Source organism: Aquitalea sp. ASV15, from assembly GCF_016429115.1.
Lineage (GTDB): Bacteria > Pseudomonadota > Gammaproteobacteria > Burkholderiales > Chromobacteriaceae > Aquitalea > Aquitalea magnusonii.
Genome location: NZ_JAELTZ010000065.1, coordinates 1 through 15,816, shown reverse-complemented (window position 1 = coordinate 15,816; position 15,816 = coordinate 1). Strand labels below are relative to the sequence as shown.

At 64.2% G+C, this 15,816-nt stretch carries 16 protein-coding genes and 1 pseudogene; 12 read left to right on the top strand and 5 right to left on the bottom strand.

All coding sequences use genetic code 11. The features are described from left to right. On the top strand, positions 1 to 693 hold a 693-nt coding region (locus JHD64_RS18935; protein ID WP_199055018.1), incomplete at its 5' end, for an MlaD family protein. Then, complete coding sequence (locus JHD64_RS18930) at positions 690 to 1,295, top strand: PqiC family protein (protein WP_199055011.1); 606 nt, start codon at positions 690 to 692, stop codon at positions 1,293 to 1,295. The genes JHD64_RS18935 and JHD64_RS18930, both read left to right, overlap by 4 nt. Here JHD64_RS18930 and JHD64_RS18925 read toward each other — a convergent pair. Both JHD64_RS18925 and JHD64_RS18920 read right to left on the bottom strand, forming a co-directional pair. Continuing rightward, complete coding sequence (locus JHD64_RS18925) at positions 1,289 to 2,011, bottom strand: TetR/AcrR family transcriptional regulator (RefSeq protein ID WP_199055010.1); 723 nt, start codon at positions 2,009 to 2,011, stop codon at positions 1,289 to 1,291. The genes JHD64_RS18930 and JHD64_RS18925 overlap by 7 nt on opposite strands. A gap of 38 nt (positions 2,012 to 2,049) precedes the next feature. Beyond that, the gene (locus tag JHD64_RS18920; RefSeq protein ID WP_199055009.1) at positions 2,050 to 3,564 is read right to left on the bottom strand and encodes an MFS transporter; all 1,515 of its coding nucleotides are present in this window, start codon (positions 3,562 to 3,564) and stop codon (positions 2,050 to 2,052) included. 86 nt (positions 3,565 to 3,650) lie between these two features. Between JHD64_RS18920 and JHD64_RS18915 the strand changes: the two genes are divergently transcribed. Together JHD64_RS18915 and JHD64_RS18910 are read left to right on the top strand one after the other, a co-directional pair. Further along, a complete protein-coding gene (locus tag JHD64_RS18915) occupies positions 3,651 to 4,652 on the top strand; it encodes a LysR family transcriptional regulator (RefSeq protein WP_059287429.1) in 1,002 nt (333 codons plus the stop codon). Between the two features lie 38 nt (positions 4,653 to 4,690). Beyond that, positions 4,691 to 5,341 carry a TetR/AcrR family transcriptional regulator gene (locus JHD64_RS18910; protein WP_059287428.1) on the top strand — a complete coding sequence of 217 codons (651 nt, stop codon included), beginning with the start codon at positions 4,691 to 4,693 and terminating at the stop codon, positions 5,339 to 5,341. Positions 5,342 to 5,356: 15 nt separating this feature from the next. Here the strand turns inward: JHD64_RS18910 and JHD64_RS18905 are convergent, their stop codons facing one another. Next, entirely contained in the window at positions 5,357 to 6,274 is a 918-nt protein-coding gene (locus JHD64_RS18905; protein WP_110313601.1) for a lysine exporter LysO family protein, read from the bottom strand. Between the two features lie 213 nt (positions 6,275 to 6,487). On the opposite strand from JHD64_RS18905, the gene JHD64_RS18900 reads away from it, so the two are divergent. After that, positions 6,488 to 7,402, top strand: coding sequence for a LysR family transcriptional regulator (locus JHD64_RS18900; RefSeq protein WP_199055008.1), 915 nt, complete (start codon positions 6,488 to 6,490; stop codon positions 7,400 to 7,402). A gap of 47 nt (positions 7,403 to 7,449) precedes the next feature. Here JHD64_RS18900 and JHD64_RS18895 read toward each other — a convergent pair whose 3' ends face one another. Beyond that, a complete protein-coding gene (locus JHD64_RS18895) occupies positions 7,450 to 8,661 on the bottom strand; it encodes an MFS transporter (protein ID WP_199055007.1) in 1,212 nt (403 codons plus the stop codon). Between the two features lie 96 nt (positions 8,662 to 8,757). On the opposite strand from JHD64_RS18895, the gene JHD64_RS18890 reads away from it, so the two are divergent. From JHD64_RS18890 to JHD64_RS18870, 5 genes are all read left to right on the top strand, one after another. Next, complete coding sequence (locus JHD64_RS18890; protein WP_199055006.1) at positions 8,758 to 9,744, top strand: LysR family transcriptional regulator; 987 nt, start codon at positions 8,758 to 8,760, stop codon at positions 9,742 to 9,744. A gap of 239 nt (positions 9,745 to 9,983) precedes the next feature. Continuing rightward, the gene (locus JHD64_RS18885; protein WP_199055004.1) at positions 9,984 to 10,598 is read left to right on the top strand and encodes a TetR/AcrR family transcriptional regulator; all 615 of its coding nucleotides are present in this window, start codon (positions 9,984 to 9,986) and stop codon (positions 10,596 to 10,598) included. Positions 10,599 to 10,702: 104 nt separating this feature from the next. Next, entirely contained in the window at positions 10,703 to 11,443 is a 741-nt protein-coding gene (locus JHD64_RS18880) for an NADPH-dependent oxidoreductase (RefSeq protein WP_199055002.1), read from the top strand. Between the two features lie 31 nt (positions 11,444 to 11,474). Further along, positions 11,475 to 12,575 (top strand): N-ethylmaleimide reductase, encoded by a 1,101-nt coding sequence (nemA, locus tag JHD64_RS18875; RefSeq protein ID WP_199055000.1) that lies wholly within the window; start codon positions 11,475 to 11,477, stop codon positions 12,573 to 12,575. A 69-nt stretch (positions 12,576 to 12,644) separates the two neighbouring features. After that, positions 12,645 to 13,322 carry a type 1 glutamine amidotransferase domain-containing protein gene (locus JHD64_RS18870; RefSeq protein ID WP_059286403.1) on the top strand — a complete coding sequence of 226 codons (678 nt, stop codon included), beginning with the start codon at positions 12,645 to 12,647 and terminating at the stop codon, positions 13,320 to 13,322. Between the two features lie 146 nt (positions 13,323 to 13,468). Here JHD64_RS18870 and JHD64_RS18865 read toward each other — a convergent pair whose 3' ends face one another. Next, the gene (locus JHD64_RS18865; protein WP_199054998.1) at positions 13,469 to 14,407 is read right to left on the bottom strand and encodes a diacylglycerol kinase family protein; all 939 of its coding nucleotides are present in this window, start codon (positions 14,405 to 14,407) and stop codon (positions 13,469 to 13,471) included. A gap of 295 nt (positions 14,408 to 14,702) precedes the next feature. On the opposite strand from JHD64_RS18865, the gene queC reads away from it, so the two are divergent. Then, complete coding sequence (gene queC / locus JHD64_RS18860) at positions 14,703 to 15,407, top strand: 7-cyano-7-deazaguanine synthase QueC (RefSeq protein WP_199054996.1); 705 nt, start codon at positions 14,703 to 14,705, stop codon at positions 15,405 to 15,407. Between the two features lies 1 nt (position 15,408). Continuing rightward, positions 15,409 to 15,816, top strand: a pseudogene (locus JHD64_RS18855) (6-pyruvoyl tetrahydrobiopterin synthase); the annotation flags it as partial.

Below are 15,816 nucleotides of genomic sequence, written 5' to 3'. Positions count from 1 at the left end.
GCCCCGGTGGACTTCCGCGGCATCGTGATTGGCGAAGTCACCCGCATCGGCATGGAATACGATGCCCCGCGCAAGGACTTCAACATGCTGGTGGACATCCGCATCTACCCCAGCCGCCTGCTCAGCCTGTCCCGCAATCTGGACGAAACCCGGCTGCACCAGCTGAAACTGGACAAGATGGTGGAACACGGCATGCGGGCGCAGCTGCGCTCCGGCAGCCTGCTCACCGGCCAGCTGTATGTGGCGCTGGACTTCTTCCGCGACGCCAGGCCGGCACGGCTGGGCCACGGCCAGGACATGGACGTGCTGCCCACCATTCCGGGCGATCTGGAAGAACTGCAAGGCGTGCTGCAACGCATTGCCCGCAAGCTGGACAAGGTGCCGTTCGACAGCATCGGCCAGCAGCTGGACGGCACCATCAAGGAACTGCACGCCACGCTGGGCAGCATCCACCAGCTGGGCGACAGCCTGGATGGCAAGGTGGTCCCGCAAACCGTGCAAACGCTGCAGCAGCTGCAACGCACGCTGGATGCCGCCAACCAGACCCTGCAGGCCAATTCGCCACTGCAGCAAGACGTGCGCAAGGCAGCGCAGGAAGTCAGCGACACCGCGCGCAGCTTCCGCGCGCTGAGTGATTATCTCGACCGCCATCCGGAAGCGCTGCTCCGGGGCAAGCAGGAAGACAAACCATGAGCCAGAATCCCCTGGTCCGCACCGCCAGCGGCCTGCTGCTGGCGCTGGCGCTGGTCGGCTGCAGCACGGCCCCGCTGTACTACCACCAGCTGCAGGGCGGCCTGCCGGCCCGCAGCACACCGCAGGCCGGCGCGGTGATCCTGGTCGAGGCCGTCAGCCTGCCTGCCGAAGTGGACCGGCCACAACTGCTGCTGCAAGACAGCCGCGGCCAGCCGCAATTGCAGGAACAGCACTACTGGACGGCCAGCCTGTCGCGGCTGCTGACACAGGCGCTGGCGGTGAATCTGTCACACCAGCTGGGGCTGTCCAGCGTGTACGCTGCACCACAACTGAGCCTGGGACGGGCGGCGCTGCATGTGGCCGTGGATGTACGGAGCTTCCGGCTGGAGGCGGGCGAGGGGGCGACGCTGGCGGCGGCCTGGCGCATCACGCGTCCGGGCAGCGCTGAGGCCCTGCTGCAAGGGTATTACCGCCAGCATCAGGCGGCGTCCGGCAGTGGGCAGGCGGGATTGGTGGCGGCGCAGCAGGACTTGCTGGATGGCTTGAGCCGCGAGATAGCGGCGGCGCTGGCGGCGCAGCCGGCGTGGTTGCAGAGTCAGTAACAGAGCGCTGCGCGCTCGCTGCCGGCCAGCCGGCCCGATAGCGCCACCAGCGCCGGCAAACAGGCCGAGGCGGAAGCCACACGCTCGAATGCCGCCTGCCAGGCCGGCGCAATATGTGGCCGCAGAAAAGCCAGCAATTGCCGGCGGCCATCCTCGACCACCTGGTCGGCCGCGGCCGACTGCCCGGCCCGTTCCGGGTGGGCAATCCATGCTGCCTGCAACAACTGGAAATGCACCGCCAGCATGCGGATGGCGGCAACACTGCCCTCAAACAGGCCATCCTCGCGCAGCTTGAGAAACAGCGACTCGATGCTGACGGCAATCTGCTCCACTTCGAACTTCTGATAGCTGGCACGCAATTGTGCATTGAAGGGAAACAGGCTGGCGCTGCTTTGCAGCAGGAAGCGGTAGTCCCATTGATGCTGCAGGACGGCATCCAGCACCACCACCAGCTCCTCCAGCGAGTGACGGCGCGCATCCGCCTCGGCCAGCAGCCAGGCCATCCGGTCGCCATAAGACTGATAGAGCGCCTGAATGATGTCCTCCTTGCTGGAGAAGTGGTAGTACAGATTGCCAGTACTCATCGCCAGGTGACGGGCAATGTGGTTGGTCGTGACATTGCGCTCCCCCTGCTGGTTGAACAATTGCAGGCTGGCCTGCGCGATACGGCTGGCGGTGGGACTGATGCCCGTCTTGCGCTTGAGTGTGGATTTCATCAGCGAGGATTTTGTCTGCCACGGCGGATGGCGAACGGTTAATCGAATTGGCGCTGCCACAACACCAGCAGCACCAGCAAGGCAGCGATGAGGTATTCGGCCCGGAAAAAATCCTGGCAGGACAACAGCATCGCCTGCCGACCCAGCTCCCCCGCCAGCATGGCCATTCTTTGTCCCTGGCCCAGCTGTGGAAACACCTGGTGCAGATAGTCCATGGCCTGATCGAACAGCGGGTTGTTCCAGCTGAAACCTTCAGCCAGCCGCTGGTAGTGCTGCGCATTGCGCGCCTGCAAGAATACCGTGCTGCCGGCCACGCCCATCGAGATCGCCAGCTGGCGGATGATGTTCTTGGTTTGATAGGCCTGGGCAAATTGCTCGGGCTCCACCGCACGGAAGGTGCCTTGCGCCACCGCCATGATGAACAGCGACATGAAACCGCCATTGAGCAGCAGCAGCGCCACCAGATAGCGGATATCCACCGCAGGGCTGACACCGGCCATCAGCAGGCCATACAGCGCCAGCAGGGCACAGGCCAGCAGCAGCATCATGCGCAGCCCCGGCGCGCTGCGGCGAAACAGCGCCGCGGCATACAGCGTGGCAAAGCCGATGCCGGCCAGAAAGCTGACCGACAACAAGCGCCCGGTGGTCGGCACGTCAAATCCCAGCGCTTGCTGCACCATGACCGGCAGGATGTAGCTATTGGCCGACACCAGCAGGTAGCAGCAAAAGTAGCAAGCCAGCCCCAGCAGATAAGGCAGGCGTGCAAAAGCCGGCCAGCGGCCAGCCTGGCCGGCATGACGGCCTTGCAGCCGGCTGGCCAGCAGTGCGGCAGCACAGCAGCCCAGCAGCAAGCCCAGCAGGATTTGTGGCCGGCTGAAAAAATCATACGGCAGTTGCTGGATCAGCCACTGCCCGGACAGCACGGCCGCCGCCAGCCAGGCCAGCGAATGGCCGGAATGCGCCGCCGGCAACTGCGCTTGCGCCTGCTGGCTCAACAGGCGCGTGGCCGGCAGCGTCAGCACCAGCCAGGGCAGAATGCCCCAGAATATCCAGCGCCAGTCCAGATGCAGCAGCGCCTGCGCGCCCAGCAAGGGGCCCAGCGCCGAACCCAGCATCAAGGCATAGCCAAAGCACAGCAGGCCCAGCATGCGGCTGCGTTCCTGCAAGCCATGCACCTCCACCCGCGCCGCCGTGAAAAACACCGCCCCACCCAGCCCCTGCACCGCCCGGCCAATGATGAAGGCGCCGGGTGAGGCGGCGCAGGCACACAGCACCGCCCCCAGCCCGAACAGCAGCAGCGACAGCCGGACAAAGCGGCGCAAGCCCAGCCACTGGCAGCACCAGCGATGATTGAACAACACCAGGATGGCCGCCGTGGCATAGGCCATGGCGGCGTAGCTGAATTCTTCCGGAGCCGCGCCTATGCCCCCCATCACCGCACTGGCGGCAAAATTCAGCATGCCGTTCTGGATGAATTCCAGGCTGGCCACCAGCATGATGGCGACCAGATAGGCCGGGGAGAAACCGTTTGGGCGGGCAGTGGCAGACGACATGGCGGCATGACCTGATAAGCAGTGCTGCCAGTGTAGGAGGAGCAAATACTTTAATAAAATCGATATTTGTCATACCATTTATTATTATGAATAATATCGACCCCTTGCTGCTGCGACGGCTGGATCTGAACAGCCTGGTCGTGCTGCACACCCTGCTCACCACCCGCAGCGTCAGCCAGAGCGCCGACAAGCTGTGCCTGGGGCAGCCCGCGGTCAGCCATATCCTCAAGCATCTGCGCCAGCAACTGGCCGATGAGCTGCTGTGCCGCTATGGCCGCAGCATGGTGCTCACCCCACTGGCCGAATCACTGCTGCTGCCGCTGGGACAGTGGCTGCAACAAGGACAGCAGCTGCTGCAAGTGCATGCCTTCGATATCCGCAGCATCAGGCAGACCGTGCGCCTGGCCATGCCCGATCTGCTGGAAGCCGCCCTGTTGCCCGCACTCATCATCGCGCTGCAAAAAGAAGCCCCCGGCCTTACCCTGGAAGTACAGGCCATGGCGGCACGCCAGGTTGAAGCGGCGCTGGCCGACGGCCAGATCGATTGCGCCATCGGCTACTTTCCCCGGCTGCAAGGCCATGCCTGCCGGCAAATCATCCTGGACAGCCGCTTCATCTGCCTTTATCACCCGGACCAGCTGACACTGCCGGCCATGCTGAGCGCCAGCGCCGTGGCGCAAGCACCACATATTTTCACCTCCTACACCGGAGAGAGCGCCGGCCTGATCGACGACTACCTGCGGCGACACGGCCAGCAGCGGCGGATTCTGGCCAGCACGGCCAGCCTGCTGGCCATTCCCGGCATTCTCGAACAGGTCGCGGCGGTTTCCGTATTGCCGGAAGTCATCGGCCCCATCGTCCAGCGCCACAGCCCCGGCCTGCACTGGCAGCCCATCACCGATGCGGCCCTGACCATTCCCATCGAATTGCTGTGGCATCCCCGATTCAATGCCGACCCCTTGCAGCAATTCCTGCGGCAACTGATCATCAGCCAGGCCGCCCTGTTGCAACAAGCGATAGCCAGTTTCATTGCCGGCCCGCCGGACCAGCACGGCCGCGGCCGCACGGCGAGCGCCGGCCAGGCATGACGACATGCTGCACCAGCAGCCCAATCAACGAGAACACCATGCGAGTAAAAAGCGAAGCGCGCCGGCAAGCCATCATTGAAGGCGCGGCCAAAGTCTTTCTGGAACACGGCTATGAAAGCACCTCCATGCTGGAGATCGCGGCACGGGCCGGCGTGTCCAAACCAACGCTCTACAGCTATTTCGAATCAAAAGACGAGCTGCTGCTGGAAGTGATGAAAATGCTGATAGCGGAACTGATGCCGTCTTCCTTCGCCCAGCTGCAATCCGACCAGGACCTGCCAAGCTGCTTGCAGCGCTTTGGCGAACATTTTCTTGCCCATGTGCTGCAGCCGGACCTGGTCACCTTGCGCGGCATCATCATGACCGAAGGCCGCCGCTCGGACATCGGCGCCAGGCTCTATGAAAAAGGCTGGTCGCAAGAAGTCGGCAAACTGGCCGCTTTCCTGCAACAGGCCATGGCGGCGGGCCATCTGCGGCCGGCCAATCCGGCCACGGCAGCGGCCCATCTGCTGGGCATGCTGGAATCGGAATACCAGGACTACCTGCTGGGTGCCACGGCAGGACCGGCCCAGCCACAGCACATTTCCCGTACCGTGCAGGACGCCGTTGATGTCTTCCTGCGTGGCTATGCTCCCGCCCCCAAGGCCGCACAGCTGGATGTGGCGGCCTATCAGAAATACTACTATTGAGCCCGGCCGCCAGCCTCAGCCAGTGGCAGACAGGCAGACCATGATCAACAGCGGGCTGAGCAGGGTCAGCACAAAACCGCTGATCAGCGCCAGCGACACATGCTGGCTGCCACACTGCTGGCGGATCAGCGGCAGGGTGGCATCCAGTGCGGTGGCACCACAGATGCCGATGGCCTCACGGCTGAAGCGCGCTCCCACCAGATACAGCATGGCAATGGCAATCAGCTCGCGAAACAGATCAACCAGCAAGGCGATGGCGCCATACACGCTGCCCAGCTTGCTGCCGACCAGAATGCTGGACAGGGTCACCCAGCCAAAGCCGCTGGACAAGGCCAGGCCGGTCCATAGCCCCTGGCCGGTAAACAGGGCCGCCAGCAAACCGCCAGCCAGCGAGCCGGCCACCACCAGCAAGGGTACGGCCATCACCGCCGGGGCACGCCAGGCAGCGCCCAGCCTTACCCCCACCAGATCGATACCGACCAGCACAATCAGCAGATAGAGCAATTGCGTGGTGGTGACACCCGCCAGCCAGGGCAGCGGGTAGCTGCTGGCCACCACCCCGGCCGCCACCATGCCCAGGGCCAGCAGGCAGTCACGCAGCGCCTGCCATAGCTGGGGCCAGGATGCCTCCGCCCCCTGCCCGGCCGCCCTGCCCTGGTGCGGCTGGGGCAGGCAGCACAGGATCAGCCCCCACGGCAGCAGGGTGGTCATCAGGGCAAACACCAGTGCCGTGCCCAGGGCCTGGCCCAGCCCGGCAGCCGCCGTCAGCACATGACCGAATTCCTTGCCGCAAAAAAACAGCAGCAGCCAGATCAGCGGCGTCAGCAGCCTGGCGGCATGGCGGGAATGCTGGCGCGGCAGCAGCAACCCTGCGCCATAGCCGGCCAGCAAGGCCAGCAGAATGGGAAGGATGGCCGCCACAATCAGCTGCATGACCGGCCCGCCCTGGCAATGCCGCTAGCGCCATTCCGCCGCGCCAGCGGGCTGGTGATGTGGTAGTGCATGAAATTCTCCCCTTGCCGTGACGGCAGCTGCTGTTCAAACCGTCAGTATTCAGCAGACGGGCCATCACAGGAATGAACAAGATTTGCTTTCAGAATTCCACAAAGCGGAATAATCTGCCGACAGACCGACACAGGAGCCATCATGCTGAACCGGCTGGAAATGCTGCGCATCTTCTGCTGCGCCGCCGAGACGCGCAATTTCAGGGAAGCGGCCCAGCAATTGGGCATCTCGCCGCAGGCAGTCACCCGCGCCATCCAGCAGCTGGAAAGCCAGCTGGGCGAATTGCTGTTTCACCGCAATACCCGGCAGTGCCGGGTCACACGCAGCGGCGAGCGCCTGGCCGCCCAGGCCAGGCTGAGTGTCGAAGGCATAGACAGCCTGTTCCGCCAGGCCGAAGACAGCGCCACCCAGCCGGTGGAAGGGCATGTGCGGCTGACCGCGCCGGAAGCCATCGGCCAGGCCAGCCTGGTACACAGCCTGGCGCGGCTGCGCCAGCAGCACCCCGGCCTGCGCTTCGAACTGCACCTGGAAGACGATGAAACCAATGTGGTGGACGAACAGATCGACATCGGCATCCGCCATGGCCTGATCCGCGACAGCCGCTTTGTCGCCCGGCAGGTGGCGGAAGTGCGCTTCTTCATGGTGGCCTCCCCCGCCCTGCTGCAACAGACCGGCAGCCCGCAAAGCCTGGCCGAGCTGCAAGCCCAGCCCGTGGTCAGCACCATAGACCAGCGCACCGGCCGCCCCTGGCCCTGGTTTTTCCGGCAGGACGCGCAATGGATCCCGCGCGAACCGGCCTTGCTCGGCAACAGCACGCAAGCCGAGTGCGCCGCCGCCCTGGCTGGCCTGGGCTTTGCCCAGCTGCCCGGCTTTATCGCCATACCGCATCTGCGCCAGGGCACGCTGTGCGAAGTGCTGCCGGCGCTGGCCCCCATGCCGTGGGCGCTGAGTGTGTACCGGCCACAGCGCAGCCCGGTGCCGCCGCGCATGCGTGCGGTGTACGACTGGCTGGTCAGGGATTTTTCCAATCCCGACTTCTTCCCGGCCAGCCCCTGAGCACACAGGCCAGGCAGGCGATGGCTGCCTGGCGGCCCGGCCTACAGTCAGCGCCAGCGCACCAGCAAGGCCAGCAGTGCAAGAACGGTGCTCATGCCGGTCACCGCCAGCCAGCCCCATTGCGCCAGCAACAGACTGCCGCCGATGGCACCGCCCGCCATGCCGATGAAAATACCAACAAACAGTACGGCGTTAAGCCGGCTGCGGGCTGCGGGCTCAATGCCGTACACGATGGTTTGGTGGGCAATCAGGGCGGCTTGCACCCCCAGATCAAAGCCGATGGCCCCCACACCCAGCAGCCACAGCTGCGCAGCAGGTGTCAGCCAGGGGGCCAGGCACAGGACAGCAAACGCGATGGCAGTAAGCCCGGCACCCAACCGGGTCACCATGGCCGGGCCGCGGCGATCTGCCAATTGCCCGGCCAGCGGAGCGGCCAGTGCTCCGGCAGCACCGGCCAGACCAAAACTGCCGGCAGCGGCGCTCCCCAAATGAAAAGGCGCGGCATGCAGCATGATGGCCAGCGTGGACCAGAAGGCACTAAAAGCCATGGACAGCAGCCCCTGGGCCAGCGCGGCCCGGCGCAACGCGGCATGCCGGCGCAGCAAATCCCACAGCGAAGCCAGCAGCCGGCCATACGACAGGGTCGTGGTCGGTGCAAAGCCGGGCAGCCAGCGCCATGCGGCCGTGGCAATCAATGCCACCCCCGCAGCCGCCAGCAGAAACATGCTGCGCCAGCCCGCCTGCTCGGCCACCAGCCCGCTCACCACCCGCGACAGCAGTATTCCCAGCAACAGGCCGGTCATGACCGTGCCCACCACCTTGCCACGGCTGTGCTCATGCGCCAGTGTCGCCGCTGCCGGCACAATATCCTGCGCCACGGTGGCCGTCAGCCCGACGGCCAGGCTGGCCGCCAGCAAAACAGGCAGCGACGGTGCCAGCGCACAGGCCAGCAAGGCCAGCACCAGTAATAGCGACTTCAGTACGATGATACGGCGGCGGTCATGGCGGTCACCCAACGGTGCCAGCAGCAGAATCCCCAGCGCATAGCCAAGCTGGGTCAGGGTGGGAACCAGCCCGATGTCGCGGCTGCTGGCACCGATGGACCCCGCCAGCACGCCCAGCATCGGCTGGCTGTAATACAGCGAAGCCACTGACAAGCCGGCGCCGGTGGCCAGCAACAAGGTCAGCGCCCGTCCCGGCTGCTGCGGCGCGACCTGGCCTGCGCCAGCCTGCTCATGCGTTTCATGGATGATGGTCATGTTGTAGCACTCCGTAGGAAGAATGGAGTGCAGTGTGCATGCAATGGCAGCAAGGATGTAGCAGGCTGACATGCAGATCTGTTATACATTCAACGTATGAAAAAAGCCGTCATCACCAGCCATGGCACATCCCCGTCGCGGGTAAGCGATCACCTGCAATCAGCCAGTGCCGGCGACCGGCTCGCACTGATGCAAACCTTTGTGCGCATCGTTGAAGCGGGCAATCTGTCGGCCGCCGCCCAACAGCTGGGCACCACCCAGCCCACAGTCAGCCGTCGCTTGCAGACGCTGGAAAAATCACTCGGCGTACGCCTGTTGCAGCGCTCCACCCACACCATGCGCCTGACCATGGACGGCGAGCGCTGCTTTGCCCGGGCCAAGGAATTGCTCTCCAGCTGGGACGCCTTCGAATCCGAACTGCGCGGGGCTGGCGAACAACCGGAGGGCGTGCTGCGAGTCGTGGCACCCCATGCCTTCGGCCAGGAAAAATTGATCGCCCCGCTGGCAAGCTATTTGCGACGCTATCCACGCATGCGGGTGGAGTGGCTGCTGCATGACGACTCTGCCATTCAGGACTTCATCAGCTCCGGCATCGACTGTGCCATCCAGGTGGGTGAGATCACCGACTCCTCGCTGGTTGCCATCAGGCTGGCGGAAGTACCGCGCATCGTGGTGGCCGCCCCCTCCCTGCTGAGCAGCACCATGCCGCCACGCACGCCGGCAGATCTGGCCAGCCTGCCCTGGCTGGCCCTGCGCACCTATTACCGCCATGAAGTCCGGCTACGCCATCTGGCCAGCGGCGAAGAACAAACCATTCCCATTGAGCCACTCATCAGCACCGACAGCCTGTACGCGCTACGTAGCGCAGCAGTCATGGGACTGGGCGTGGGCGTGGGCTCAGCCTGGGTCATGACCGAAGACCTGGCAGCCGGCCGCTTGCAGCAAGTGCTGCCGGAGTGGCAAGCCGCGCCCTTGCCAGTCAGCCTGGTTTATCCCTATAGCCGCTTCTATCCGGCGCGCTTGCGCTGCTTCATGGAAGTGATGCGCGCGGCATTGCCGCAGGCGATTGCGCCAACGACCTAGCGTGCCGCAGTTTTACTGTATGAGGCCATCGTCCTGGGCAAGCTGGCATAGCTGCAACGCTATGCAATACCACGGCAGGAAAGGCCAGCACTGCCCGCCCAGGCGCAGGCAGCATTCGGCTGACGCCCGTTCCGGCCAGCCTGGCTACACATGCGTGGCCAGCCCATCCGGCAAATCCGCACACGCTGTTTTGATAAACAACTTGCAAACTAGACGACTGGTCTAGTACTATTCACTGCATGTCACGTCCCAGCCAGTTTTCCGATACCCGCGAACACCTGCTTGCCACCGGAGAGTCCATCATCCTGGGCAAGGGGTTTTCTGCCGTGGGCCTGGCCGAAATCCTCGGCTGCGCCGGTGTGCCTAAAGGTTCGTTCTACCATTACTTCCGTTCCAAGGAAGGCTTTGGCGTGGAAATGCTGCGGCGTTACTTTGAACATTACGATGCGCGCCTGCTGGAAGCGCTGGACCCAAGCCAGGGGGATGCACGCAGCTGTCTGCTGCACTATTTCTCCGGCTGGCTGGACCGCCACCAGCAATGTGATGAAGGCAATCAGAGCTGTCTGGCCATCAAGCTGGCGGCCGAGGTGTCCGACCTGTCCGAACCCATGCGCGAAGCGCTGGCCGAGGGCATGGGCCGGGTGGTGCTGCGGCTGTCCGACTGTATCCGCCGTGGCCAGCACGAAGGCAGCCTGTGTACCCGGCTACCGGCCGAAGACACCGCCGGCAGCCTGTACAGCCTGTGGGTAGGGGCTGCGCTGTTGTTCAAGGTGCAGCACACCCAGCAACCGATGCAGCAGGCCCAGGCGCTGACCGCCGCCATGCTCAAGCCAGGTGACTGTCAGACAGGCTGACAAGGTAGCAACACGCATTGATCTTGCCCGCCCTTGCGGCGGGTATTTTTGACACAGCAACTAGACGACCGGTCTATTTATTTTCACCCACACGGGAGAATGCCATGAACAGCACATTGGAACTGATGCAGCAGCATCGCAGTGTCCGCAGCTACCAGGACAAACCCATCCCCGCCGCAGTACTGGATGCGGTACTGGACGCCGCCTGGAAAGGCCCGACCTCCATCAATGGCCAGCAGGTGTCGCTGGTGGTGGTGCAGGACGCCGCCCGCCGCCAGCAGATTGCCGAGATTGCCGGTGGCCAGCCGTGGATTGCCCAGGCCCCGGTGTTTGTCACCCTGGTGGTGGATTTCTACAAGACCCGCCTTGGCGTGGAAGCCGCCGGCGCCAAGCAGGTGATTCAGGACAGCGTGGAAGGCTTTGCCGTGGGTGCAGTGGATGCCGGCATTGCGCTGGGCAATCTGATGACCGCCGCCCGCGCCGCCGGCCTGGGCGTGGTGCCCATCGGCGGCATCCGCCGCAATCCGCAAGCCATGATCGAGCTGCTGCAATTGCCGGAATACACCTTCCCCATTGCCGGCGTGGTGATGGGCTATACCGATCAGGACAGCAGCATCAAGCCGCGCCTGCCGCGTGCCAGCTTTGTCCACCACGAGCACTACCAGGCTGCGCAGCTGCCCGAACACATCCGCCAGTACGACCAGACGCTGAGCGCCTACTGGCAGCAGATCGGCCGCGGCGACGGCCTGCCGTGGACGGCCAACATCGCCCAGATTTACCAGAATGTCTATTTCCCCGATGTCGCTCCGCTTGCCCGCAAACAGGGCTTTGGTTTTGATCGTTAATCATTTCATCTGCACAGGAAAGGTCTGATTCATGAGCCTGGATAAACTGTTTACCCCGCTGCAAGTGGGTGCCGTCACCCTGAACAACCGCGTGGCCATGGCCCCGCTTACCCGCCTGCGCAATACCGAGCCGGGCGATGTGCCCACCGAGCTGTCGGTGCAGTACTACACCCAGCGCGCCAGCGCCGGGCTGATCATTGCCGAAGGCACCCATATCTCGCGTACCGCCAAGGGCTATGCCGGCGCACCAGGCATTTATAGCGAAGAACAGGTGGCCGCCTGGAGCAAGGTGAATGCCTCCGTTCACGCCGCCGGTGGCAAGACCGCGCTGCAACTGTGGCACACCGGCCGTATCTCGCACCGCTCCTTGCAGCCGGATGGCGAAGCCCCGGTAGCCCCGTCGGCCATCCGCGCCGAGAGCAATACCAATGTGCGCCAGCCGGATGGCAGCCTGGCCCGCGTACCCTGCGATGAGCCGCGCGCACTGGAAATCTCCGAACTGGCCGACATCCTGGAAGACTACCGCCGCGCCACCGACAACGCCCGTCGCGCCGGTTTCGACCTGGTGGAAATCCACGGAGCCCACGGCTATCTGCTCGACCAGTTCCTGTCGCCGGAAGCCAATGTGCGTACCGATGCCTACGGTGGCAGCGTGGAAAACCGCGCCCGCTTCCTGCTGGAAGTGGTGGATGCCGTGGTGGCCGAATGGGACGCCGAACACGTAGGCATCCGCATCTCGCCGCTGGGTGTGTTCAATGGCCTGTCCAATGTGGAAGAACAGGACATCGCGCTGTATGTGATCGAACAGCTGGCCAAACGCAAGCTGGCTTTCCTGCACATTTCCGAGCCGGACTGGGCCGGTGGCCCGGCGCTGAGCGAAGCCTTCCGTCAGGAAATCCGCAAACGCTATCCGGGGGTGATCATCGCTGCGGGTGGCTATAGCGCGGAAAAAGCGGAAAAGCTGATTGGCGAAGGCTATATCGATGCCGTGGCCTTTGGCCGCAGCTATATCGCCAACCCGGACCTGGTGGAACGCCTGCGCAGCGGCGCCGCGCTGAATACGCCGGATGCCGCCACCTTCTACGGTGGCGATGCACGGGGCTATACCGACTACCCGACGCTGAACAACTGAAGCTGCATCACAACCAGCCAATGGCCGGGCCGGCAACACGGCCCGGCACACACCACACGAGAACACCCCATGAAAAAAGTCCTGTTTGTCCTCACCAGCCATGACACGCTGGGCAATACCGGCCACAAAACCGGTTTCTGGATCGAAGAATTCGCCGCACCTTACTACGCGCTGGCCGACAAGGGCGTTGCCATCACCCTGGCCTCGCCCAAGGGTGGCCAGCCGCCGATCGACCCCAAGAGTGCCGACCCGGCCTTCAGCACCCCGGCCACCGAACGCTTCAACCAGGACGCTGCCCTGCAAGCCGTGCTGGCCAATACCGTGGCGCTGGACAGCGTAAACGCCGGTGATTTCGACGCCGTGTTCTACCCCGGCGGCCATGGCCCGCTGTGGGACCTGGTCGACAACCGCGCGTCCATCGCCCTGATCGAAGCCTTTGTTGCCGCCAGCAAGCCGGTAGCCGCCGTCTGCCATGCCTCGGCCGTGCTGGTGAATGCGCGTGATGGCGCAGGCCAGCCGCTGGTAGCCGGACGCAAGGTCACCGGTTTTTCCAATACCGAGGAAGACGCGGTTCAACTGACCGACATCGTGCCGCTGCTGGTGGAAGACGCGCTGCAAGCCAAGGGTGGTCTTTATGAAAAAGGCCCGGACTGGGGCGTGTTTGCCGTGGAAGATGGCCTGCTGATTACCGGCCAGAACCCGGCCTCGTCCGAACTGGTGGCAGAAAAACTGCTGGCGCGGCTGTAAGACAGTCCTCCCGCGCCCTGCCCGGCCCCGCCTGCTGCGGGGCCTTTTTATTGCGGCAAAGCCTTGCAACGACTGCCAGAATAGCAGCGCGATGCAGGGACAGTAGCAAGAGCAAGACGCAGCAGCCGTGTTGTGCCTGGCCGCGGTTAATGCGCCCCCTCCTGCGCGCCCAGCGCAGACAGACAGCGCAGCGCCTGCGGCACCACCTCGATATGCGCCGGCGCATGGCCGGCCAGCTCGCCATCCACCTCCAGCGGACAGTTCTGGCCCGTGATGCGCAGGCTGCGCACACTCAGATAGCGCACCCGCTTATCCAGCACCGGCTGCGCCTTGCGCAAGGTGGGCAGGAAACGCACAAAATCCCAGCTGCCGGCATTGGCAATCATCACCACCTCCAGCAGGCCGTCATCCAGCCGCGCCAGCGGCGCAATGCCCAGACCACTGCCGAAATAGCGGCCATTGGCCACACACAGGCTGATGAATTCACCGCTGATCACCTCGCCATCATCCACCACCAGCTGCATGCGGCGCGGCCGGTAGCGCAGCAGGGTCAACACGATAGACCAGTAAAAAGCCACACTGGCCGGCAGCCAGCACGGCAGCCGCTTTACCTGCTCCACGATGGCAGAGCTGATGCCCAGCGAGGCAATATTGCCAAACCACACCACCCGCTCGCCTTCAGGTCCACCCGCCAGCGTCAGCCGCCCCAGGTCGATACGGCGCACCTGGCCGGCGCGGATCAGCCCGTCCAGCTGCTCCACCGAATCACTCACCCCCAGCGAACGCACAAAATCATTACCCGTGCCAAAGGGCAGCGCCCCTAGCGCCACCCGCTCACGCGCCGCAGCCGGCGCACGCATCACGCCGTTGATCACTTCGTGGATGGTGCCATCGCCGCCCACGGCAATGAGAAAGTCGCAGCCCTGCGTCACCGCCGCCAGGGCCATGGCTTCGGCACTGACGGCCGAAGTGGTGATGTGAATGTCCACCTGGAAGTGCTGGCCAAACTTTTCCAGCAGGCGATTGGGCAGCGAGCGCGGGCAGCGCTGGCCGTGCAGGATGAAAACCAGCCGGGTCTGATCCATAACATAAAGAGACGTGAAGTGAAGGGCTGGATTATCAGGCAGATGTCATGCTTTTGAAACATCCACCTGGTGGCAGCCACCAGGGCCGGCAGGATGGGGACAAAACAGCAAAATCAAGGGCATAAACCCGGCGCAAACTGGCCGGGGCAGCAGTTTTCTGGTAGATTTGGCGGTTTTGCTGCGCCGTTCACAGGCTGCCGCCGCCTGCCGGGTGAGACCGATCCCGTGTGTGCGACGCGACAGCGCCGGCCACAGCCAGCAAGGCCACCTCGACTGTTTATCGATGGATCACACTATGAACCCCAATTCCACGCCGACTGCGGAAAAAGCCCTGGTGGTGCTTTCCGGCGGTCAGGACTCCACCACCTGCCTGTATTGGGCGCTGCAAAAATTCGGCGCCGGCAATGTGGAAGCCGTCACCTTTGATTATGGCCAGCGCCACCACGTGGAGCTGGACTGCGCGCGCAAGATCGCCGCCATGGCCGGCGTACGCCAGACCGTGCTGCCCATCGACACCTTTGCCGCCATTGGCGGCAATGCGCTGACCGACGACAGCATCCAGCCGGAAACAGGCAGCCGCGACGACGACGCCCTGCCCAATACCTTTGTGCCGGGCCGCAACCTGATCTTCCTCACCTTTGCCGCCGCCTTTGGCTATACCCGTGGCGCACGCCATATCGTTACCGGCGTGGCCCAGACCGACTACTCCGGCTACCCGGACTGCCGCGAAAACACCCTGCAGGCACTGCAGCTGGCGGTACGGCTGGGCATGGACAGCCGGGTCGAACTGCACACCCCGCTGATGTATCTGAGCAAGGCCGAAACCGTCACCCTCGCCCAACAAACAGGCGCGATGGAAGCGCTGGCCTGGAGCCACACCTGCTATAACGGCGCGGTGCCACCCTGCGGCCATTGCGCCTCCTGCGAGCTGCGCGCCAAGGGCTTTGCCGAAGCCGGCGTGGCCGACCCGCTGGTCGAACGCTGCGCCAGGGAGGTCTGACATGCATGCATCCTGCCTGCTGGCCGGTGGCCGCTTTGAAGCGGCGCGCCGCGTGCCCGGAGACGAACAGCGCCTGAACGGCCTGCACGGCCACAGCTTCCGTGCCCTGGCCCGTGCCGATGTCACCCACATTGCACAAAACGAACTGCACGCCGCACTGGAGCGGGTACTGGCACCGCTAGACTATGCCGATCTCAACCAGCAGCTGGCACAGTGCGACGACCTGAGCCTGGCGCAGCACATCAAGGATGCCCTGCCCTGCCCGGCCGCCCTGCTGCTGCAAAGCACCCCCGAACGCGGGGTGATGCTGGAAAACGGTACCGCCCTCTATTGGATCGCCGCCCGTTTCGAAGCCGCCCACCATCTGCCCAATGTGCCGGCCGGCCACAAATGCGGCCGCCTGCACGGC

Excerpts from the sequence above, each read along its gene's own strand:
- JHD64_RS18925 (WP_199055010.1), bottom strand. The coding sequence starts at position 2,011 with ATGAAATCCACACTCAAGCGCAAGACGGGCATCAGTCCCACCGCCAGC.
- JHD64_RS18910 (WP_059287428.1), top strand. The coding sequence starts at position 4,691 with ATGCGAGTAAAAAGCGAAGCGCGCCGGCAAGCCATCATTGAAGGCGCG.
- JHD64_RS18900 (WP_199055008.1), top strand. The coding sequence starts at position 6,488 with ATGCTGAACCGGCTGGAAATGCTGCGCATCTTCTGCTGCGCCGCCGAG.
- JHD64_RS18870 (WP_059286403.1), top strand. The coding sequence starts at position 12,645 with ATGAAAAAAGTCCTGTTTGTCCTCACCAGCCATGACACGCTGGGCAAT.
- JHD64_RS18890 (WP_199055006.1), top strand. The coding sequence starts at position 8,758 with ATGAAAAAAGCCGTCATCACCAGCCATGGCACATCCCCGTCGCGGGTA.
- JHD64_RS18885 (WP_199055004.1), top strand. The coding sequence starts at position 9,984 with ATGTCACGTCCCAGCCAGTTTTCCGATACCCGCGAACACCTGCTTGCC.
- JHD64_RS18915 (WP_059287429.1), top strand. The coding sequence starts at position 3,651 with ATGAATAATATCGACCCCTTGCTGCTGCGACGGCTGGATCTGAACAGC.
- nemA (WP_199055000.1), top strand. The coding sequence starts at position 11,475 with ATGAGCCTGGATAAACTGTTTACCCCGCTGCAAGTGGGTGCCGTCACC.
- JHD64_RS18895 (WP_199055007.1), bottom strand. The coding sequence starts at position 8,661 with ATGACCATCATCCATGAAACGCATGAGCAGGCTGGCGCAGGCCAGGTC.
- queC (WP_199054996.1), top strand. The coding sequence starts at position 14,703 with ATGAACCCCAATTCCACGCCGACTGCGGAAAAAGCCCTGGTGGTGCTT.
- JHD64_RS18930 (WP_199055011.1), top strand. The coding sequence starts at position 690 with ATGAGCCAGAATCCCCTGGTCCGCACCGCCAGCGGCCTGCTGCTGGCG.
- JHD64_RS18880 (WP_199055002.1), top strand. The coding sequence starts at position 10,703 with ATGAACAGCACATTGGAACTGATGCAGCAGCATCGCAGTGTCCGCAGC.
- JHD64_RS18920 (WP_199055009.1), bottom strand. The coding sequence starts at position 3,564 with ATGTCGTCTGCCACTGCCCGCCCAAACGGTTTCTCCCCGGCCTATCTG.
- JHD64_RS18905 (WP_110313601.1), bottom strand. The coding sequence starts at position 6,274 with ATGCAGCTGATTGTGGCGGCCATCCTTCCCATTCTGCTGGCCTTGCTG.
- JHD64_RS18865 (WP_199054998.1), bottom strand. The coding sequence starts at position 14,407 with ATGGATCAGACCCGGCTGGTTTTCATCCTGCACGGCCAGCGCTGCCCG.